General features: G+C 71.6%; 11 protein-coding genes. 3 read left to right on the top strand and 8 right to left on the bottom strand.

What is annotated here, in order from left to right:
• Positions 1-5 precede the first annotated feature (5 nt).
• Together amrA and amrS are read left to right on the top strand one after the other, a co-directional pair.
• A complete protein-coding gene (amrA, locus tag JJJ15_RS12370) occupies positions 6-704 on the top strand; it encodes an AmmeMemoRadiSam system protein A (protein ID WP_200510946.1) in 699 nt (232 codons plus the stop codon).
• A 92-nt stretch (positions 705-796) separates the two neighbouring features.
• The gene (amrS, locus tag JJJ15_RS12365) at positions 797-2,068 is read left to right on the top strand and encodes an AmmeMemoRadiSam system radical SAM enzyme (RefSeq protein ID WP_281433027.1); all 1,272 of its coding nucleotides are present in this window, start codon (positions 797-799) and stop codon (positions 2,066-2,068) included.
• A 160-nt stretch (positions 2,069-2,228) separates the two neighbouring features.
• Here the strand turns inward: amrS and JJJ15_RS12360 are convergent, their stop codons facing one another.
• The 3 genes from JJJ15_RS12360 to JJJ15_RS12350 all read right to left on the bottom strand — a co-directional run bounded on the left by JJJ15_RS12360 (position 2,229) and on the right by JJJ15_RS12350 (position 5,379).
• Positions 2,229-4,103, bottom strand: a complete 1,875-nt coding sequence (locus tag JJJ15_RS12360; protein ID WP_200510945.1) for a cation:proton antiporter — start codon at positions 4,101-4,103, stop codon at positions 2,229-2,231.
• 113 nt (positions 4,104-4,216) lie between these two features.
• Complete coding sequence (locus JJJ15_RS12355) at positions 4,217-4,765, bottom strand: hypothetical protein (RefSeq protein WP_200510944.1); 549 nt, start codon at positions 4,763-4,765, stop codon at positions 4,217-4,219.
• Complete coding sequence (locus tag JJJ15_RS12350; RefSeq protein ID WP_200510943.1) at positions 4,762-5,379, bottom strand: helix-turn-helix transcriptional regulator; 618 nt, start codon at positions 5,377-5,379, stop codon at positions 4,762-4,764. Before JJJ15_RS12350 ends, JJJ15_RS12355 begins: the two co-directional genes overlap by 4 nt.
• Before the next feature lie 197 nt (positions 5,380-5,576).
• Here JJJ15_RS12350 and JJJ15_RS12345 point away from each other — a divergent pair, with 197 nt between their 5' ends.
• The gene (locus JJJ15_RS12345; RefSeq protein WP_200510942.1) at positions 5,577-6,464 is read left to right on the top strand and encodes a DNA-processing protein DprA; all 888 of its coding nucleotides are present in this window, start codon (positions 5,577-5,579) and stop codon (positions 6,462-6,464) included.
• Positions 6,465-6,498: 34 nt separating this feature from the next.
• Here the strand turns inward: JJJ15_RS12345 and drmC are convergent, their stop codons facing one another.
• From drmC to drmD, 5 genes are read right to left on the bottom strand one after another with little or no spacing between them, the layout of a single operon-like run.
• Positions 6,499-7,368: a DISARM system phospholipase D-like protein DrmC gene (gene drmC / locus JJJ15_RS12340; protein WP_246742076.1), complete on the bottom strand. Its 870-nt coding sequence runs from the start codon at positions 7,366-7,368 to the stop codon at positions 6,499-6,501.
• Positions 7,369-7,425: 57 nt separating this feature from the next.
• Complete coding sequence (locus tag JJJ15_RS12335; protein WP_246742075.1) at positions 7,426-9,708, bottom strand: DUF1998 domain-containing protein; 2,283 nt, start codon at positions 9,706-9,708, stop codon at positions 7,426-7,428.
• Positions 9,705-13,613: a DISARM system helicase DrmA gene (drmA, locus tag JJJ15_RS12330; RefSeq protein WP_200510941.1), complete on the bottom strand. Its 3,909-nt coding sequence runs from the start codon at positions 13,611-13,613 to the stop codon at positions 9,705-9,707. Before drmA ends, JJJ15_RS12335 begins: the two co-directional genes overlap by 4 nt.
• Positions 13,610-17,851: a DNA methyltransferase gene (locus JJJ15_RS12325; protein ID WP_200510940.1), complete on the bottom strand. Its 4,242-nt coding sequence runs from the start codon at positions 17,849-17,851 to the stop codon at positions 13,610-13,612. Before JJJ15_RS12325 ends, drmA begins: the two co-directional genes overlap by 4 nt.
• Positions 17,848-21,156 (bottom strand): DISARM system SNF2-like helicase DrmD, encoded by a 3,309-nt coding sequence (gene drmD, locus JJJ15_RS12320; protein WP_200512084.1) that lies wholly within the window; start codon positions 21,154-21,156, stop codon positions 17,848-17,850. The genes JJJ15_RS12325 and drmD overlap by 4 nt, the downstream gene beginning before the upstream one ends.
• Positions 21,157-21,237 lie beyond the last annotated feature (81 nt).

Raw genomic sequence — 21,237 nt, 5'->3', positions numbered from 1 at the left:
CGACCGTGACACCTGTACCCGCCCCGTCGCCGCCCGCCCAGGCCGGCCTGGTCCTGCTCCCGCTGGCCCGGCAGGCCATTGCCCGCCGCCTGGGGGTCCCCTGCCCCGCCCCGTCCTCCGCCGGGGCCGACGCCGCCTGGCTCCAGGAGGAGGGCGCCAGCTTCGTCACCCTCACCCTGGACGGCGCCCTGCGCGGCTGCATTGGCTCACTGAGGGCCTACCGGGCCCTGCGTGCGGACGTGGAGGACAACGCTGTGGCGGCCGCCACCAGGGACCCCCGCTTTCCCACCCTCACCGCCGTCGAGCTGGGGGCGGTCTGCCTGGAGGTCTCGGTGCTCTCGGCCCCCGCGCCCCTGGAGGCGGGCAGCCAGGCGGAGCTGCTGGCGAGGCTGCGTCCCGGCGTGGACGGGGTGGTCCTGAGCGCCAGCGGCCACCGCGCCACCTTCCTGCCGCAGGTGTGGTCCGACCTGCCCGACCCGGCCCGTTTCCTGGAGCTCCTGCGCCGTAAGGCCGGGCTCCCACCCGGCTACTGGGGTCCGGACGTGGTGGTCGAGACCTACACGGTCACCGCCTGGAAGGAGGCCGCCCCGGGTGCTAGCACGCCGGGACCAGAGGGCCAGCCGGAGCCGGGAGGCCGACCGGGACCAGGGGGCCAGCCGGGGCCGGGGGGCCAGCCGGGCACGTCGGTGGACGGTGCCCCGTGAACCGGGTGACGCCGCCCGCCCCCGCGAGCCAGCGCGGGGAACAGCGCGGAGACCGGTACGGCCGTCCGCAGACGGACCAGCACGACCGAGGCGTGCCCGACCTGGGGCACGTGGGCGCCGTGCCGGGGCGCGCCAGCTCGGTCCCGGCCCCGGGGGCCACCCCTCCCGCCGTGCCGGGGCGCGCTACCCCGGTCCCGGCTCCGGAGGCCAGCCCGCGCTACGACCTGGGCCAGGAGCGCACCGACCCGGCCCCGGGGGCCGGCCCGGCCGTGGACGGGGACGGCGTCGACCAGGCGTACCGGGCGCGCTGGTGGCACCCGGTGCCTGACGGGCGTCTGCGCTGCGAGGTGTGCCCGAGGCGGTGCACCCTGCGCGACGGGCAGCGGGGCTTCTGCTTCGTGCGGGCCCGCCACGGGGACGCCATCGTCCTGACCACCTACGGGCGCTCCTCCGGGTTCGTCCTGGACCCGGTCGAGAAGAAGCCGCTGGCGCACGTGCTGCCCGGCTCCACGGTCCTGTCCTTCGGCACCGCGGGCTGCAACCTAGCGTGCAGGTACTGCCAGAACTGGGAGATCTCCACCTCCCGGGACGTGGACACGCTCGCCGCCAGCGCCTCCCCCGCCGCGCTGGCCCGGGCCGCCGGGCGGGAGGGCGCCGTGGGCGTGGCCTTCACCTACAACGACCCGGTGGTGTTCGCCGAGTACGCCATTGACGTCACCCGGGCCTGCCACGACGTCGGGCTCCTGGGGATCGCGGTCAGCGCCGGGTGGATCGAGCCCGCCCCCAGGCGGGAGCTCTTCGGGGCCGTGGACGCGGCCAATATCGACCTCAAGGGGTTCACCGACGACTTCTACCGGCGCGTCACCGGGGCGCGCCTGGCCGACGTCCTGGACACCCTGGTGGAGGTGCGGGCCCTGGGGACCTGGCTGGAGATCACCACCCTGCTCATCCCCGGGTACAACGACTCCGACGCCGAGATAGCCGCCGAGTGCGCCTGGGTCGCCGCCGAGCTCGGGGTCGAGGTGCCGGTGCACTTCTCCGCCTTCCACCCGGCCCACCGCATGCTGGACGTGGCCCGCACCCCGCCCTCCACCCTGGTGCGGGCCCGGGACATCGCCCACGACGCCGGGCTGGCGCACGTCTACCTGGGCAATGTGCGCCTGGCCGACGGCGCCACCACCCGCTGCGCCAGCTGCGGGGCCCTCCTGGTGGACCGGGCGGGCTACCACGTCACCACCTACCGGATCACCCCGCAGGGAACCTGTCCGCAGTGTGGTCGTACGGTTCCCGGTATCTGGGACCCGGCTGGTCCGCCGCCCGAGGTGGGCCAGTGGTGGTCGCGCCGGGTGGAGGTGGGGCGGTAGCCGCCCCTCCCCCGGGGCCTGGCGTCGCCTGTCCGTGGCGGTGCGTGCTCGGGGGAAGCCACCCGGCGGGGCCGGGCGTCACCTGTCCATGGCGGTGCGCGCTCAGGGGAAGCCACCCCCACCGGGCCACGGCTGCGGTCGGGTACGGCCGCGGGGCGCCTCACCCGGGCTGGGAGGTCAGCATAATCTCCTCGTAGTCCAGGTACTTCAGGACGTACTCCACCGACCCGGCCGAGTACAGGCCCAGCTCCCCGGCGTCCAGGAGCGCCTCGCGCTGGGCCCGGACCACGTCCAGGGCCGTGGCCCGGGCGGAGACCAGGTCGTGGTGGCGGGCCTGCGGGTCCTTCCACCGCTCGGCGGCCAGGGCGGTGGAGACGACGTACTCGCCGTTCGCCTTGTGCACAATACGGGCGTCCCGGTCCGCGGCGTCGTGCCCGACGACCTCCCCGGGTGCTGGCACCAGCTGGCGGGACGGCAGGACGGTGGGGCCCTCGCCGCGCTCGGCGACGACCTCCCTGGCGGCGGTGACGAGGAGACGGACGAGCTCGCCGCGCTCCTCCTCGTCGGCGGGACCCTCCATGGAGGGGCGCACGACCTTGACCATCCACGGCAGGGTCAGGCCCTGGATCACCAGGGATCCCGCGGCCACCAGGACGGCGACCAGGAGGAGGAAGGAGCGGTTGGGGGCCGAGGCGGGCAGGGTCTGGGCGGCCGCGAGGGTGACGGCGCCGCGCATCCCGGCCCAGACAATGACCGCGCCCTCCCGCAGGCCCAGCGGCTCGTCGCGGTAGTACTCCACGTCCGCGCCCCGGCGCCGGATCCGGTTGACGGCCGCCGAGGCGCGGCGCTGGGTGCGCTCGGAGCTGACCGGCAGGTGGTGCAGCCGGAGCGCCCGCTTGAGGCGGCGCCTGACCCCGCGCCGGTGCGGGTCCCAGGGGATCTGCATGTCCTCGGGGACCTCGCCGTGGGCAATGGCCTCACAGCGTCTCTCAAAGGCCTGGACGGGCTCGCTCATCTCCTCCCACCGGGTGGCGTGCCGCTCGGCCCGGCGTCGCAGCCAGGCCAGCATGGGGGCCACGACGGCGGCCCGGACCGCCACTGTCAGGCCTCCGGCGAGGACGGCGAGCCAGACGGCGGTGGTCATGCTGGGGCCCGCGGCGGACACCTCCTCGACTATGCCGAAGAGCTGGAGGCCCATGACCAGGAAGATGAACCCCTCCAGGACGAGCTCGACGGTGTGCCAGGTCTCCTGCCCGGCGATACGGTGGTCGGGAGGCAGGAGACGCGGGGAGCGGTGGCCGGTGACCAGCCCTGCGACGACGGCGGCCACGAGCCCGCTGCCGCCCAGGTGCTCGGCGGGGAGGGCGGCCAGGAAGGGGATGGTGAAGGAGATGACCGTGTCCACCGAGGCGTCGGTGATACGGGCCCGCAGGTGCAGGGTGAGCTCCCCGACCGCCCAGCCCACGACCAGGGCCACCAGGACGGCGGTGGCGAAGTCGCCCACCACCCCGGCCACGGTCACGGTACCGGCCGTGGCGGCGGCGACGGCGGAGGACAGGACCACCAGGGCGGTAGCGTCGTTGAGCAGCCCCTCGCCCTCCAGGACGGTGATAATGCGCTGGGAGACGCCCAGACGCCGGGCTATGGAGATGGCCACGGCGTCGGTGGGGCTCAGGACGGCTCCCATGGCCACGGCCCAGGCCAGGGAGAGGCTGGGGACCACGAGGGTGAGCACGGCACCGATGACGGCGGCGGAGACGGCTACCAGCAGGACCGCCAGGACCACCACAGGGGCCAGCTCGCGGCGGAAGTTAATGGTGGAGATGCTCACGGCGGTGGCGTAGAGCAGGGGCGGCAGGACCCCCTCGAGGATGATCTCCGGCTCGACCTCGATGGCGGGCACGACGGGCAGGAAGCCCACGACGATCCCCAGGCCCAGGAGCAGCAGGGCCGGGGCCACCTTGACCCGGTCGCTGAGCTGGGTGGCCCCGGCGATCGCCAGCAGCCCCGCTACGGCGACAATGAGTAGCTCCATGGTCCAAGCCTACGGTCCCGCGGGCCCCGTGACGTGCGGGCCTGTGACGTGGGAGCCGATTGTGTCGGCCGGGGGGCGGGCCCGAGGCGGGCCGGGAAGGGCAACCGGGAGGCCTAGGCGCGGTACACCATTCCCCGCATAATAATGAGGTCGCAGCCGGACGATATTACGATCTCCTCGACGGCGAACCACTCCGACTTCGAGTCCAGCTGTGCGTGCTCGACGTCAAGGAGCTTATCAGCCGTCTTTGCGGGAACGGTACTGAAAGCACAGCCCTCGGGGACGTACTGGTGGAGGTCGGGGTAGACGGCAGGGAGGATGTCAGCGGGGCCGGCAGAGGCCTCCTCGAGGACACGAGTACTGTCATGATCGATACTAATGACCGCGTGGAACCAGTACGGACGATCAGGGTAGGGAAGAGGCTCCCTCTGGTCCTGCTGGTACTGTCCTACCCAGTGGGCAGCGGAGGGGCGGAGGCCGGGCATACGGTTGGTCACCGACTCCAGGTCCGTCTTGACCTCCAGCTTCTGGGGGACGTACTCACTGAACGGGGCGAAGCGGTCGTCCTTGTGGCTCTCGTCCTGCGACCGGGAGCACCCGGCTAGGACAAGCGCGGCGCACGCAACCGTACCGATAACGGTACGTCGCCTGTAGTTGCTCACACCTGCCCCTTTCTCTTCTTGCCCGCAGGTGGAGGACCGCCGCTTTCTACGGGGGTCATGCTACCAGATCTGTCCTTATCGTCGCGCCCTGGGCGTCCGCTCGGCCTCTGGGCGGAGGAGGTCTTCGTCTCCGGCCGACGGGTCCAGGAGACCGTCACACCCGACCCGATCCAGGCATTAATAATGTCTGTTTCGACCTGAGTGGGGTAGCGCAGACCATCGTCAACGAGCTGCCCGTGGGAGAGTGCCCAGGCCCACACGTCGTGCCAGGACCAGGCACCTCCGCCGACGGGGTTGACCGCGAGCGGGAAGTCGTCCTGGCGCCTGCCGGAGGTCCAGTTCTGGACGGCCTGGCGTGTCACACCCAGTCGGGCGGCGATCTCGGAGCGGGTAAGAAGATCCGACACCAGGCACCGGATCCGCAGGCCGTGGCACTGCAGCTTGGTCACCATGGTGCGGGCGGCGTGGTCGAAGCTGTTCCCCTCCGCCAGCACGGTGACGAACTCGTGGCCGGTGTGATCAGTGCCGACCGTCGCCTCGTAGTCGTCGATGAGCATGCCAACCAGGCTGTCGTCGACGTGCTCCACGTGGAAGGTCATCTCAAACAGGTTCATCGTCCAAGTCCCTCTCGAAGAGCCCTACGTAAGGGCCGTACGGCGCAGGCCGCTCCGCCGTACGGACCAGACTGCACTGCCGCCGAGCCGTTGTCAATCGTCAACACCCTTTGCGCAGGGCCGGACCCGTTCGTAGAGGAGGGGCTCCAGCGATCCAGTGTACTGACTGTGTCGGTAGGGCCGCTTATGATGCGGACGTGGCTGACCCTGATCGTCTTGCGCTCGTCCTGGCGGTGACCCGTGCGCCCGCTCGGGACGTCAGCCAGCCCGAGCGTGTCCTGCGTCTGCTGGAGACCCGCGACCCGCAGGCGGTCCTGGACGAGCTGCGGGGCGGCGCCGTAGAGCTCCCCCTCGGCCCTGACGCCCTGGTGGAGGCCGCCCGGCAGGACATCTCGAAGTGGCTCGCCACCGGCATGACGATCACCAGCATCCTCGACCCCGCCTACCCCACCACCCTCGCCGAGGTCCGCGAGGCCCCCGCCCTGCTCTACGCCGAGGGAACGCTTCGGCAGCACGACTTGGGGGTGTGCGTCGTCGGCACGCGCCGCCTGGACGACGCGGGGGCGGACGTCGCGCGCACGGTCGCGGCCGCGCTGGTCGGCCAGGGCCTGACCGTCGTCTCCGGGCTCGCGGCGGGTACGGACACCGTCGCCCACGAGGAGGCCCTGGCCCGGGGCGGGCGCACCGTGGCCATCATGGGCACCGGGATCGACTCCACCTCCCCGGCGGGGAACAGGGACCTGCGCCGCCGCGTCGTGGCCGCGGGAGGACTGGTCGCCGCCCAGTTTCCCCCGGGCACGCACGGGTCACGCATCACCTTCCCCATGCGCAACGCCGTCATGAGCGGGTACGGCCTGGCCACCGTCGTCGTCGCCGCGGGCGAGCACTCCGGGACCCGCATCCAGGCCCGCAAGGCCCTCGACCACGGCCGCGGCCTCATCCTCACCGAGCGGGTCGTGCGCGAGACCACCTGGGGAGCCCACTACGCCCACCGCCCCGGCGTCACAGTGGCCAGACGCAGCCAGGACGTCCTGAACGCAGTGGACACCATCATCCACGAGCGCCAGCTCCTCGGAGTGCAGTGAGGATGGACCGCCGCTCACTTCGACACTGCGGCTGTCAGCGGACCTGCTCGTAGAGGAGGGGCTCCAGGGCGCGCATGCGCTCCTCGACGGCGCGGGTCAGGACCGGGTCCTCCAGGCGCAAGCCGAGCTCGATGTTGCGCTCCTCGGCGCTGGCTGACATGTTGGCGCTGGTGACAATGAGTATCTGGCCGTCCACCGCCACGAACTTGGCGTGGTTGCGCACGCACCGCCCGTCCTGACCGCGGCGGGTGCGCAGGACGACGGCGCCCGGCATCTCCGCGGCCACCTGGGCGCTGGTGGGGCCCCGGCTGTGAGGACCCCGACCGCGATGGGAGGTGCGGCCGTGACTGTCCCAGTCACGGGTGCCCTGACTACGGGGGACATGGTCGGCGGCGTCGGCGTCCATGTAGATGCGCACGCTCACCCCAGCTCGGCCGGAGACCTTCTTCAGCGCTTCCCACAGCGCAGAGGAGCGCTGGATGTTGAAGGTGGAGACGGTGACGCTCTGGGAGGCGGCTGTCACCAGGTGGTGCGTGGCGGCGGTGAGCTGGCCAACGCCGCCGAGCGCCCCGAGCCCGGGCGGCAGCGTCCACACGGGGGTCAGGCTGGTGGTGTGGGAGCGGGCCCCCTGGATGGCGCGCAGCACCATGACGGTCTCCCCGCGCCTGGCGGCCCCGAGGCCACTGGCCTGGAGCAGCCTGCGCACTTCAGCCTGGCGACTGGGTGCCACCGCGCTCAGCGCCTGGGTCAAGGTCTCCCCGTCCTCCAGGCTCGTCGCCACGGACCTGGCCTCGGCCCCGCTGAGCTCCGCCCCGAGCGCGGCAATGGCGTCGCCAGCCTGCAGAGGATCCGCCGGGTCCTCCAGCCCCCGCGACTCCCCCGTCATCCTGGTCTCAGCCGCCACACGGCAGCCTCACTGCCTGGTGAGGACATGTTGCGGACCTGGACGGCAGGTCACGGTTCACTCCCCGGTGAAGAAGGCAAGCTCCCGGTGGGCCTGCCCGTTGAGCTCCCCGGGGACCGGCACCACCAGGCGGCGGTCAAGGAAGCGGTTGGCTCGCTCGCAGGAGGTCTCCGAGGCCATGACGCAGCAGTGGCAGGCGGCCCCGTGGAGGAAGTCCTCAGGGTCCTGGGGCACGCGGCGGGCGCACACGGGGTCGGAGGAGCAGCGCCCCAGCCGCTCCAGTGCCCGGCGTACGATCCGCTGGAGGAGGGCGGGCTCGCTCAGGGAGACGAGCCCGCCGAGCGTGCCGTCGGAGTCGGAGGCGGTGGTCACCAGCAGCAGCCCCGCAGCCGGTGGCCGCTGCGGCGCCCCCTGCCTCTCCTCCTTCTTCCAGGCGTAGAGGCGTTCGGAGATGGAGGCGGCGCCGTAGCCGGAGTACATGGCCATCTGGCGGATGAGGGCGTGGGCCAGGGTGTGCACCAGCCAGTAGCGGGCGGGCTGCATGCGCTCCATGTGGTCCATGGTCTTGGCGGTCTCGGAGTAGCGGCGCTCGAAGTTGCGCCGGTGCGCCGCGACGTGCGCCGCCCACAGGGCGCTGGACTCCACGCGCGCCTCCCACTGTGCCACGCGGTCCTCGTCGAGCTGGATGAAGACGCCCTCGCCCCGGTCCTCGGTGGCGGGGACCCACGCGGTCGTCCCGCGGGTGAGGGGGACGAGGCGGGTCCGGGAGTCGTCCACGCGGTCGAAGTCGTCAATGCGGGTGAAGCCGAGCAGGGCGTTGACCTTGCGCAGGCGGTCCACGGCCAGGACCCGGCTGACCCCGTCGACGGGGTGGTCGGCCAGGCTCCGCGGCGAGAGGGTCAGGCCGGTACGACCGTCCTCGTGGCGTTCCTCCGAGGGCTCCTTGAGCAGGTAACGCCACTCGGGGACCAGCAGGTCCGTGGGGCTCCAGGCGGCCCGCCGTGCGAGCCGGGCCTCCTCGTCCTCGGCGGGTGCCAGGGCCCTGCCGACGACGGCACCCAGCTCCTCATTATCGAGATCGAGCAGCTCGCTGACCAAGCTGCTCGTGGCATGCGTCTTGAGCACCATGCGCAGGAGCGTCATGTTCGCGGCGAACTCGCCCAGGCTCTCCCCCATCACCGCCGCCAGGGCGTTGGCCCGGTCCTTAAGGATCTCCTGGGGGTCCAGCCGCGGCATGTCGATAATGGACTGGGTGGCGGGGAACCAGAGGTTGGAGGCCCCCACGAGCATGAGGCGCACCTCCTGGTCACAGCCCCTGGTGGTGAAGGCGTCCAGGTGCGGGAAGCGCCCCCGGCACTGCGGCAGCTTGCTGCGCCCCACCTCCCCCTGGGCCTGGCTCATGGGGCGGCTGGCGCCACAGCTCTCGCAGAGGATGACGGCGCTGGCGCCGCGGGTAGAGCCGCGGTCGCTCATGGTCAGGGCCGGCCTGGCCGCCTCGGTGCAGTGCCCGCCCTGGTGGACCCACCAGTCGTAGGGGAACTCGTCCAGGTGCCCCATGGGGCAGGCCAGCAGGTAGCGGGCGGGCACGCAAGGGGACTTGCGCACTCTGCCACTGCGCCTGGCCTCCGGGGCGGCGCGCTTTCCCCTCTTCTGGCGCCCCGGGCATCCCACGTGCTCCACGACGGCCTCGTCGGGCCGGTGCCGTTTGACGTTCGTGTACCCCTCCCCGGCCGCGCCCACGAAGTCGGCCAGCGGGGCGAGCTTGTCGCACCCGGTGCAGCGCATCCACTGGGGGAAGATCCGTGCGGGCACGCCCAGGTCGGAGCCCTGGCGCGAGAAGCTCGTCTCCTTCTCCTGGTGGGGGTAGGGCCGCAGCTCGCTCACGCGGGGGTCCAGTATGAGCTGGATGGTCTCCAGCAGACGCGGCGCGTGGATGACGGGGGCGGCGCCCGCCCCGCGACGCTCCCAGATGCGGTCCCAGTCGTGCAGGCCGGTGGGCATGACGGTGAAGTGCGGCAGGTCCATAATGGCGCCGGGGCCGTAGGTGTACAGCAGGGTGGAGGGCCGGGCCGAGCCCACGGTGGCGAAGTTCCGGGCCCGCTGCTCCTCGCGCAGGCGCTCGACGTCGCCCAGGGGATCCACCCCCTCCCCCACGCTCATGAGGCGGTCCACGGCAGGCGCCTGCGGGTCCTGCCCGGGGGCGTCACCGTCCACGCTGAGACGGTCCGCCTGCGGGCCGCCGCGACCCGAGCCGTCCTGGGCCAACGACGGCGTGCCCGCCCGCCCCGGGGCGTCCTGCACCGGCGCCTGGGACTGCTGGTCCTCTGCGTTCGGGCTCATTCCTCTTCCTCCGTCCGCGTCGCGCTCTCCTGGGCCTGCCAGCCCGGGGCGTCGTCCGGCTCGTGCCAGGCCAGGCGGGTGGGGTCCGGGGAGACCAGGAGGTTGATCTCGGGCTGGACCTCGCGCATGGAATTAGCGACCACAAAGGGCGCCCCGCCCCGCCTGCTGCGCGGCCCGGTAGACTCCGCGGAGCGAATGAGGTCGAGGAAGCCGTCCCCCTGGGAGGAGCGCTCGTAGACCAGGTGCTGGCCGGTCTCGGTGCGGGGCGCATTGGCCTCCTCGTCAGCGTCCTTGGCACGCCGCTCCCATTGCCCAATGCGGTCCGCCAGGCGGGCGCGCAGGAGGTCAACGGTGCGGCCTCCCGGGTCATCTGCCCCGGAGTGCTCAACGCGGGACGCAATGGCCTGGGCCAGGCGGTCCATGGCCTCCCGCTGGCGCAGGATGTTCCCGGCGCTGTGCTCGGGCCCGAGGCTGGATGCGGGCGAGTCGGTGGCGGTGAGCACCCGGGCGGCGGCCACGAGGAGCCCGTCCAGTCCCCGCTCCAGGGAGGTGGTGGAGAAGGGGGTGACGGACAGGGGCTCGACCTGGGAGTAGAAGGTCTCGTGGAAGTGGCGGAACTGCTCGTAGTGGGCCAGGTCGCGGGGGCGGGCCCAGTTGCCCAGGGTCACCACGAGGCCGGGCCTGGAGGGGTCGCGCCCCACGCGGGAGGAGGCCTGGATGTACTCGGCGGTGTTCTTGGGCTGGCCCACGATGAGCATGAGGCCGAGGCGGCTGACGTCCACGCCCACCTGGAGCATGGAGGTGGCCAGGACGGCGTCATAGGGCTGTTCCCCCGGGCGTGATGCGGGCCTGTGCCCTGCCCGGAAGCGCCTCGCGCTCTCCTCCCGCGCCGCGGTGGAGTGCACCGCGGGGTCGAAGGGCAGGGCCATGCTGCCCAGCGTTGCGGTAATGGTGGTGGAGTCAATGCGGCTGGTGAGCTCGCCGAGCTTGATGCCCGGCATGGCGTTGCCGTACCTGCGCGGCAGCCTGGAGCCGGGCAGGCCCTTGGCCAGAGCGGTCTGGACGTCGTCCTGGACGTAGCGGGCCATGCCAGCCAGCTCACGGGTGGCCGAGAAGTAGCCCACGAGCGTCATGTACGGGTCGGCAGCCGCGCCCGCGCGGTCCAAGAGGAGCTGGCCCGCGGCCATGAGCACCTGGGCGGTCTGGATCTCTGCGTTGGTGAGCTTGACCCCGGTGGTGGACAGTCCCAGGTAGAGGCGTCCGGGGTGGGCCTCATCGATGGGCATCTCGGTAGAGAAGAAGGTGTCCGAGGCGGACAGGACCTGGGGTGGGAAGACGGTGAGACCCCGCCCGTACAGGCCCCGCACCTGGGCTCGGGCATTGCGCACGGTGGCCGAGGAGGCGACGATAAGCGGCCGCACGGTGCGCACCTGCCCGTCATCGCCAGTGAGCCTCCAGGTGGTCATGACGTCCACGGCCACCTCGAACAGGCCCACGGTGGTGCCCAGGGCGCCGGTAATGAGGTGGAGCTCGTCCTGGATAATGAGGTCGGGCGGGCGCAGGCGGCCGGTGGCAACCACGCGGGCAGGCGGCATGCCGTTCTTGGCGGGGTGGGAGCTCTTGACATTGCAGGAGTCGTCGTCGCAGGTGCCCCGCACATCCAGCTGGGGGACGTAGCCGTGGCGCTGACAGCGCCGGGCCACGTGCCCGAAGAGGGCGGCGGCCTGCCCCTCACGGGCCAGACGGGCGAGCTTGTCCACGGTGGCAATGACGAAGGCGGGGACGAGCCGGTAGATCTCCTCGTCGGTGGTCAGCACCGGTATGCCGTCGGCCACGGCCCCGCCCTCGGAGAAGGGGCAGGAGGCCAGGGAGTCCGGGCAGTAGACGCGCACGCGCCCCTCAACGGTATCCACGCGCACGTTCTTGTAGGACAGCGGGTTCCCGCACCAGGGGCAGCGTGTGGTCTGGAGGGCCGGGTAGGGGGCGATCTCCGGGGCGTTGCGGTCCTTGAGCGCCTTCAGCTGCGTGGCGGCCTCGGCGACGCGCTTGGGTGAGACGGCGCTGCCCACCCACAGCCCAATGCGGAAGGGCTCGCTCCCCCAGGTGCCGGGGTCCTTACGGCGGGCCATCTCGGCGGCGGCCACGAGGGCGGTGGCGCGCTGGAACTGCTGGGAGGTGAGCAGCCGCAGCGTGTAGCGCATGAGGACGGTGACCCCGGCACCCCCGTCCAGGGGGCCGTCGGGGGTTGTCAGGACGCCCTGGAGGCGGCGGATGGCGAAGGCGTAGGCGGCCAGCCCCAGGTAGGCCTCGGTCTTGCCACCGCCGGTGGGGAAGAAGAGGAGCTCCACCTTGGCTTTGTCCGGGTGGGAGCGGCGGGGCGCGGTGGGGTCGGTGAGCGCCAGGATCTGCAGGAGGATGAAGGCGAGCTGGAAGACGCGCCAGTGGTGGGGGAAGTCCTTGGCGCGCACGCGCTCCTCGGCCGCCGCCAGGGGCAGGTCGGGGTCCTTCTGACGCTCCTCGGCGATCTGGGAGTGGACGCGCTGGTCGGCCATGACCCGGTTCATAAAGGAGAAGCAGCGCTGGGCGTCGGCGCTTTCCAGGAGGTGGTCGAGCCCGGCGGCGAGACTGGCATGCACCTGCCCCGCCTCCTCAACCACCTCCTGCGCGGTGGAGCGCAGGTGGTCGGGCAGGGCGGCGATGGCGGAGCGCTGCTGGTCCAGCCAGGCGCCGTATGCCCTGATAATGGGGGTGAGCCCGGCGCGGAGTTCATCGGGCGTGGCGGTGGCCAGGGCGGTCATGTCCAGCAGTGCGCCGTCCACGGTGGCGGCGTCGGTCTGGGGCGTGGTGGAGGTGGGGATCCACTCGGTGCGCACCTGGGTGGCGCGGCGCTGGCCGGGCTGGACGGTCCAGTCGGCGGAGCAGGTGCGCCCGACGGCGAACTCGAGGCGGTCGCGGTACTGGAGGGCCAGGCGGGCCTCCTCGGCATCGGACAGGTCAGCGGATGCATCGGTGAGGATGTCGCGCACGGGCAGGAAGACGGCGCGCCCGCCAGCGTCCACGTCCAGGCGTGTCTGGAAGAGCCAGGCCTGGGTGGGGATGCGGCGCGGGGTCTGGCGGTCGTTGCACAAGGCCACCTCAATGAGCAGCCGGTCGCCTTCCGCATGGTTCTCCAGCTGGGCGTCCACGCGCAGAATGACGTCCTCGCGCAGCACGTGGTCCTGGGTGGTGCCGGGGGCGAGTGAGGAGGGGTTAATGCGGACGTGCTCGATCACGTCCTCGCGGCGGTAGACGGTTGCCGGGCGGCCGCCTTCGCGGCCGTCCTCAGTGGGCCCTCCCGACTGGGGGTGGTAGACGCCCCAGGAGGCGTGGACGGTGAGGGCATCGAGGTCGGCGGGGACCCGGAAGCGCAGGCCCATGGAGGCGGGGATCATGAGGCCGCGGCGGATGGGGGTGTCATCGCGGTCCCCGGCGGTGTCCTCGTCCCCGTCCGGGCCGGTCTCGTCGACGCCGGTGACGGGGACCCCGGTGGAGGCGCGGGCGTCGAGAGCGTCCGCATCCAGCGCTCCCTCGTCCGCGTGGTCGCCGCCGTTCCCGGGCCTGGGGGCCTCGGCACTGCCGGTGAGGCGGGTGGGGGCGATGCGCCCCAGGTTGTAGCGGCCGTCCGGGGCGACGGTGAGAATCTCGTCCGCCCCGTCCGCGGGGCCAAGGAGCTCACGGCGCAGTATGTCCACGAGGTTGGCCCGCACCGAGACAGAGGTGCCGTCCAAGTCGTGGGCGAGCTCGTAGGGCGGCTGGGTGCGCCTGCCGGGCGCAGCAGATGGCACTGGGGAGCCAGGAGTGGCCCCGGCACCGGCTGCCGGGGAGTGGGGTCGCGATGCCGGGGCCGGCGGGGTGGGGGTGCTCATGCGGGGTCGCCTTTCCGGTCCTGGGCGGCGGCGCGCTCGTGGTTGAGGGCGAGGAGCCGGTCGAGGACCTCCACGCGGGCGGCGGGGCTCATAGTCCAGCGGGTCATCTTGCGGTAGGTGTGGAAGCCGTGGTCCAGGGGGACGTCGTCCCAGCCGTAGGCGGCCATAACGGCCTCGTCGAGCTCGCGGTGGATAACGCGCAGGCGGGCCACGTCCGGATCAGCGCTGTCCTCCAGGGTGGGGTCATTGACCTTGTTGTAGAGGGCAGTGAGGCCCAGCTCGCGGCGCAGCATAATCTCCCGACGCTCCTCATCCAGCGTTCTTCCAATCGCCTCCAAGGCCCGCTCGGATTCCTCCGTCAGACGCGGCCGAGGGAAGGTTTCAAATATCGTCGAAGGAGTATACGTGGGGTCAACACGCATAGTCGTCCCATACTTTATTGCCCACATTTGATGCAAAGAAGACGACAGCACTGCAAGAACACTCGACGTTACCTCAGAAAAAACAACCAACTTATCATCGAAGACATTATCCTTGGAAACTCGCAACGGCATCACCGTCTTGCTCACGCGCGCCACGGCCAGCACCTCATCGAGGCCCGCAATCGCCTTCCGCATTGCTGGGCGACTATTCCAGTACTTCCACCATTCGTTCACCATGCGGGGGTACTTGACAGCATCCTTCCGAGCACGCTCAGAATACACGTGACGAAGCACGTGAGCCCACGGTCGAACGTACCGTGAAGCTTCAGACTGATCCCGCTCATTAAAGTCTATGACCCAGCGGGAGGCTGAGGCGTCGGGACGGGAATTGAGATCCTCTCCGTTGAGGTAGGGGAAGAGGACATCAGCATTGCGAGGATCCGCCGCGATCCATGCGTCGGCCTCCTCGGGCTCCACGATGAAGCCCTTACCGAGCACCACGCACCCCTGGAAAGCGATCTTGGCGTTCTCCCGGAGTCGCTCGGGCGCGCCCTCCACGGAGCCGAGTGGTTCGAGGAGGGTGGAGATGCGCGTGACCGGCTCATTGTCGCAAGCAAGCGGAACGCCGTCGGCTACGGTGCCCCGGGTCCCCCAAACGGCGGCGTACTCTAGGTTGGCTGAGGCCGCTGGCCAGGGGCGGGACTGGATGGAGCGGGTAATGGTGAACCCCTGCTCCACCATCTGGTCGAGGCCCACCTCTCTGGTGTCACCCTGGGCCACGGTATTGGTGGCAATGAGCCCGAGGGTCCCCGTGGGCCTCAGGAGGGAGAGGGCCCGCAGGAAGAAGTAGGCTACCAGGTCGGCATTGCCCTTCCTTCCTTCACCGACCACTGAGACATACCATTCACGCAGGTTAACACCATTAGCGCCAGAAATCTTCTTCCCTCCTAGGAAAGGCGGGTTGCCGATGATGGCGTCGAATCCTCCGTGGTCCTGAATGACGTCCGGCAGCTCCAGGGGCCAGTGGATGCAGTGCCAGTGCTCGTAGTCCGTGGGCACGGTGGGCGTGAGCCCCCGTTCCAGAACAGCCTCCAGCATAGAGGTATCGGCCTCACCCTCGGCGGGGTAGGCGCGGGAGACAGCAATACGCAGGGCCTCGTAGGCCTTCTCGCGCCTCCTGCCGGATACGCCGCCCGCGTCCAGCCCGGCGGCGATAACGGCGTCGGCCAGTTTCTTCAGTGGTTCCAGGCCACGCTGGATACCCGCGTAGGTGGCGCCCTTGGCCTTGGTGTCCCGCATGGGGTCTCCGGGATCCACGGGAGTGCTGAGGTCGCGGCGCTTGGCCGCGATCCTGCGCAGCATGCTCTCAATGTCAACCGGCAGGCCCCAATTGCCCGATGCGTCAATGTCCAGCATCCCGCCCTGGCCGCGGTTGCGCGAAGTGGGGTCAATGTGGAGCTCCTCGAGCTGGCGGATGTCGGTAATCCCCAGCAGGGAGTTGCCGACAATGATCTTGTCATCCACGAAGGAGAAGGGCAGGCGCGCATCCAGGGAGACCAGCCACAGGGAGAGCTTGCACATCTCCACGGCCATGGGGTTAATGTCCGCCCCGTAGAGGCAGCGGGCCACCACCTCCCTCAGGGCGTGGCTCTCCAGCTCCTGGGGGCTGCGCCCTGAAGCCAGGAAGCGCTCGGCGGTCCCGTCCTGCTCCCAGGCCTCCATGAGGCGATCCGCCAGGAAGCGGGCCGCAGCCACGAGGAAGGCCCCTGAGCCGCAGGCAATATCCGCCACCTTGAGGTCCAGGATGTCCGCGGCGGGCAGCAGCCTCCATGTCTCCCGGTCGGCGCTCTGGTAGGGGCCGGGGCGGAAGACCAGGGGCTCCAGGGCGTAGCGCACCACCTCCTCGGCCAGGGAGCGGGGCGTGTAGTGGGCTCCGGCATTCTTGCGGGAGGGGGTCTCGGCCACGTACAGCCCGCCGTCCAGCACCACCGTGGGGCGGCCGCGCAGGTCGCGTCGGATGGCGCCGATCCAGGGCCTGAGGCGGTCGCGCACGTCCTCGTCGCGGCTGACGGCCAGCAGGGAGCGCTCGGCGTCCTCCATGGAGTCCCCCGCGGCGAGGGCCTTGGCCAGGGCGCCCTTGGTGGGCGGGGTGGCCGAGGGCTGGTGGTCCTTGACCCAGGCCAGGATCGCCGAGGCCAGTGCGGGGTCGTCAGCGTGCTCCTCGGCCAGGTCGTCCAGGACCTCCAGAGGGATCTCCGGCTCGTCCCCCTCCCTACCGGGCAGGCCCAGAATGATCTCCTCCTCGGCACGGCGGGCGGTGTAGCCGAGCAGGCCCTCGTAGATGTAGCCGATCTGCTCCACGTCAATGTCGCGGAAGGAGATGCGGCGGGCCTCCTGGCCGCGGGCGCGGGCCACCTGGACGGCGCGCAGCACGTGCAGCATGACGCGGTCGGGCACGGTGACCCGCAGTGTGCCGCGCTCGGTGGCGGCCGACAGGAAGGGGAAACGGTCCGGGTCGAACAGGGAGCCGCCGTAGGCGGGCAGGCGCAGGTCCTCAAAAGCGACCCCGCGGGCCAGGGCGCCGGAGGTGGCCAGGAGCCGGTGCCAGGTCAGGGAGATGGCGTCCAGGGACTCCTCCCCCTCCACCTGGACGCGCTCCTCCAGGTCGTCCAGGACGCCCGTCAGCCCGTAGCCGGACCTGAACAGCTCGGAGTCGGGCAGCAGGCTGCGCTCCTGGGCGAACAGGAGGAAGACCACGCGCATCATGACGGTGACGGCGGCGTCGTAGACTAGGGCGGCGTCCTGGGGCAGCGGGTCGGGCTCGCCCTTGGCGCGGGCGGCGCGGCCCGCCTCGGAGAAGGCGGTCACCAGCAGCTCCACGGCGCGGCGCACCTGAACACCCAGGGCCACCGTAATCTCCTCAGCTGCGAGCACCGAGGCCTCAAAGAGGGCAGGCAGGCGTTCCTCGGCCTTGCCTCCCAGGAGGCGCCTGGTACTCAAGAGCTCCACAAAGGCGTTGCGGACGGCGGGCTCCTCGATCCAGGTCTGGGCGTCCACAATGCCGGAGGCGGCCATGGCTCCGGGCGGGGCGCTCACAATGGCCCACCAGCGGCCGTCGGTCACCACGCCAATGCTGCACGCGCCCTGCGTCCCGGAGGACTGCCCGGCGCGCAGCATCTCCTCCATGCGGTCCACGGGGCTGGCGCTCCAACCGTCGGTCAGGGGGTCACGCAGGGAGTCCACCGGGTCCACCACGGACACGAGGGCACCCACGCGGCCCTCGGTCATGAGGGCGCCGTCGGGCTCCACGCGCACGGCCTCGTCGGGACTGGCAGCCGCACAGGGCCTCAGGACCGGATCCGGGGAGGGCCGCCAGTACGCGCCCCAGCCGAGCACGTCCCGCAGGACGGTGCCCACCCAGTTATCCCGGGCCTGGCGGTAGGCGGCCAGCGGGTCCGCCGACTGGCTGACACCCTCCGGATCCCCCGGGTGCGGGCGCCCCGGACGCCCCCGGTCCGGGTGACCGGCACCGTCCCTGCTCGCGGCGGCGCGCCAGGCGTCCCAGGCCCGGTCGAAGGCGGGCTTAGCGTCCCGCAGCGCCTCCTTGGCGCCAGGGGGGATCGCCGGGATGCCGGTGGAGTAGAGGCGGGCCAAGGGAGGGACGGCGAGGAAGGGCCCCTCGCGGTCCACCAGGGTCAGCCACTCCCGGTGCGACTGCGCGGCGCTGGCCCGGCCACCGGCGGCACCCGGCCCCCTGCCGCGGCTGCGTCCCCGAGGGCCCTTGGCGCCCGTGGCCTTGCTGGTGGTGCGGCTCATGCGCCTGCCTCCTTGGAATCCTCGGCTGCCACGTGTCCAGCGGCTTCTCCCGTATCGGCAGTACCCGTGGCATCGCCCTCAGCAGCGCCCCCGGCACCGTGGCGGGAGGGGGCTGCCTCCTGCTCCCACTGCTCGGCGTCTCTGCCAGAGACGGCGAAGACGAGGGCCACCTGGGAGACGTAGGGGCGAATGTCCTGGTAGCGCTCCTGGATGCCGTCCACCTCCCGGGCCTCCTCCTCGTCCAGGGCGTCCAGGCGCTCCTCCATGGCGCGGACGTCCCGGTCGCGCTGGCGGCGCTGCTCGTCGGTGACCAGGGTGAAGAGCGCCTCCTGCCCCTCCTCCTCGCTCTGGCGGACGGCGCGCAGGGAGTCCTGGAGGTTGCGGCGGAAGGCGGCGAAGATCCCGCGGGCACGATCGGCGTCGTCCTGGCAGCGGGATTCGAGCTGGTCCCTAACGCGGTCCGCCTGGCGCTCGGCGCGCCTGCGCATCTCGGCGGTGAGGCGCTCGCGCATGCGCGTCCCCTCCTGCATCCAGGCCCGCGCCAGGTGCTCGCGCACGCTGGCGCCCGCGGCCTGGAGGTCATCGCCGTCGAGCACCCGGTCCAGGAGGTCGTGCACCTTCTCCTCGGCCAGGTTCTGGCCGCGCAGGCGCAGGCCGGTGACGAACACCTCCTCGTGCAGCCGCAGGCCCCCGCGCCCCACCAGCACCAGGCGCGCCACCGAGGCCACGCAGGTGGTCTCCCAGTCCGGCACCACCACGGCGGTCACGCGGCTGAGGGCATGCTCGCTGGAGAGCACCGATGAGCGCAGCACCCGGGCGGCCTTCTGCATGAGGGCATGCCCCAGGTGGATCGGCACCACGTCACGCCCCAGGCGCTCCCTCTCCGCCCCGTCCAGCTCGGTGAAGGTGATGAGGCGCCACCGGCCGGGGGCGCGCACCGTGTCCAGGCCCGCGAGCGCGCCCTGCCAGGCTGGTGCGAGCTGGGGGATGCGGAACAGGGGCGCGTCGGTGCGCTCGTCGCCGGTCTCAATGAGGAGGGGCTGGCGGGTCAGGCGCAGGGCCTCGTCCACCACCCGGCGGCAGGCCCCGGGGCTCAGGTGCAGCTCCTCGCGGCGCGCCTCATAGGTGCGGGCGAGCTCGGTGATCTGGCGGTTCATTCTGCGTGAGCCGGCCATGACCTCGTTGACGGCGTCCTCATCGGCGCTGCGGGCGGCGGGCCGTCTGGGTGCGGTGCCCAGGAAGCGGCGGGAGACCTCGGCGTCAATGAGGGGGTTGACGGCGCCCAGGTCGGAGCGGGTGGTGGCCACCTTCTCCACCAGGCGGCCCACGAACTCCAGGTCGCCGTCCAGGAGGGCGGAGCCGCCGTCACCGCAGCCGCCGTCACCGCTGGAGGCGCTCGGGCCCGCCACGGGGATGAAGGAGAGGATCTCGGGCGGGTGCACCTGGCCGTAGCGGTCAATGCGGCCGATGCGCTGCTCCAGGCGGGAGGGGTTGAAGGGGACGTCGAAGTTGACCAGGCGGTGGCAGTAGTCCTGCAGGTCAATGCCCTCCCCGGCGGCGTCGGTGGCCACGAGCACGCGGATCGGCTCCTTGGTGGGGTCCTCAGTGAAGGCGAAGCGCAGGGCCTCGCGCTGCTCGCGGGAGGTGGAGCCCTGGATGACGCCGAGGCGGTCCTCGTTGTAGCCGCGTGAGCGCAGCACGGCCACGAGCCACTCGACCGTGTCCGCGTACTCGGTGAAGACTACGACGCGCTCATTGGTCCAGGTGCGCCCGTCAGGGCGGCACACGGCCGTAAGGAAGTCGATAAGGGCCTCCAGGCGGGAGTTGGGCCGGTACTGGAAGTTCTGCGCCCAGGTGACCAGGTCCTTGATCTGGGCGGTGGTGGCCGCGGCGAGCGGGTCGTCGGACTTGGCGGCGCGCAGGGCCTCGAACTCGGGCTGCTCGACCAGGCCCTCCTCCTCGTCGCTCTGGCCCGAGCCCATGACCTCGGCGTAGTAGGAGTCCTCCTCCGTCCACTCCCCGCTGCCCGCGGAGGCCTCCAGGTAGCGGCTCATGGTGCGGGCGAAGGCCCACGGGCTGGACAGGAAGCGCTTCTTGAGCAGGAGGGCGGCGATGCCCAGGTGCCTCTGGCCGTGCTCGCGCGCGGAGTCCCTCAGCAGGGCGTCCAGGAGGGCGAAGTGCTTCTCCTCCTCGATGGTGGGGGTGAAGGGCAGGGTGCGTAGGACGCGCTGCCGGAAGGCGTGGGCGCCCTCCACCTGGGTCTTGAGGCGGCGCACGGCGACCTCGCCCAAGGCCGTGCGGTCGATCTCGGCGCCGCGGGTGAAGCGGCGGGGGTCGATCATCTCCAGCAGGGCCGTGAAGGACTCGGTGTAGCCGTTGTGCGGGGTGGCGGACAGGAAGAGGCGGTGCTCGCAGCACTCGGCCAGGCGGCGCAGGGCGATGGTGCGCTGGGAGTCCACCGCGTAGCCGCGGCCCCGGGCCGTGGCGGTGGGGGCGGCCGGGGCCACGTGGTGGGCCTCGTCGACGACGAGCACGTCAAAGGCGTAGCGGCGGGCCGAGGTGGAGCGCCGGGCCTCGGCCAGGACGTCGCGCAGGAGACGCTGGGCGCGCACACCCGGCAGCCAGTCCATGGAGACGATGACGCGCGGGTAGAGGCGGAAGGGGTTGGCGGCCAGTCCGTGGGCGCGACGGGCATCGGCCAGGGTAGCGGAGTTGACGATGGTGAAGTCCAAGCCGAACTTGTCGCGCATCTCCTCACGCCACTTGTCGGACAGGCTGGGCGGGCACACAATGACCACCGAGCGGGCCCGGTGGCGCAGGAGGAGCTCCTCGACCACCAGGCCGGCCTCAATGGTCTTGCCCAGGCCGACATCGTCGGCGAGCAGCAGGTTGGTGCGCGGGGCGGCCAGGGCCCGGCGCAAGGGCTCGAGCTGGTAGAGCTCCAGGGTGACGCCGGCGCGGAAGGGTGACTGGAAGCGCCTGGGGTCGGCGCTGGTGACGGCGCCCCAGCGCACGGCGTCCACCAGGGCGCCGATCGTGCTCGGGTCGTCAAAGCCCTCGGGGGTGATCTCCTCGGGCAGACCCTGGTCCGGCAGGACGGTGTGCCCCACCTCCAGCTCCCAGACGACGCACAGCTCCTCGTCCATGCGGTCCTCGTCCAGGGACTGGAGGGTTACCATGTGCTGGAGGTTCGTGGTGGCGCGGCGCCCCTCGTCGGCGGGGCTGCGGGGCAGTCCCTGCTCCACGGTGTCCGTGACCGCCCAGGTAGAGCCTCGGACCTCGACCACCTGGCCGGGCTCAGGCAGTGGTGGAAGCGCTACCCCCCCCCACGCTTTTCGGCGTCAGTGCTCAGTGAGGTCATGGTCGTAAGGCTCCTCGGGACGCCG

Source organism: Actinomyces sp. HMT897, from assembly GCF_016626125.1.
Classification (GTDB): domain Bacteria; phylum Actinomycetota; class Actinomycetes; order Actinomycetales; family Actinomycetaceae; genus Actinomyces.
This window is presented reverse-complemented; position numbering and strand designations above follow the sequence as displayed.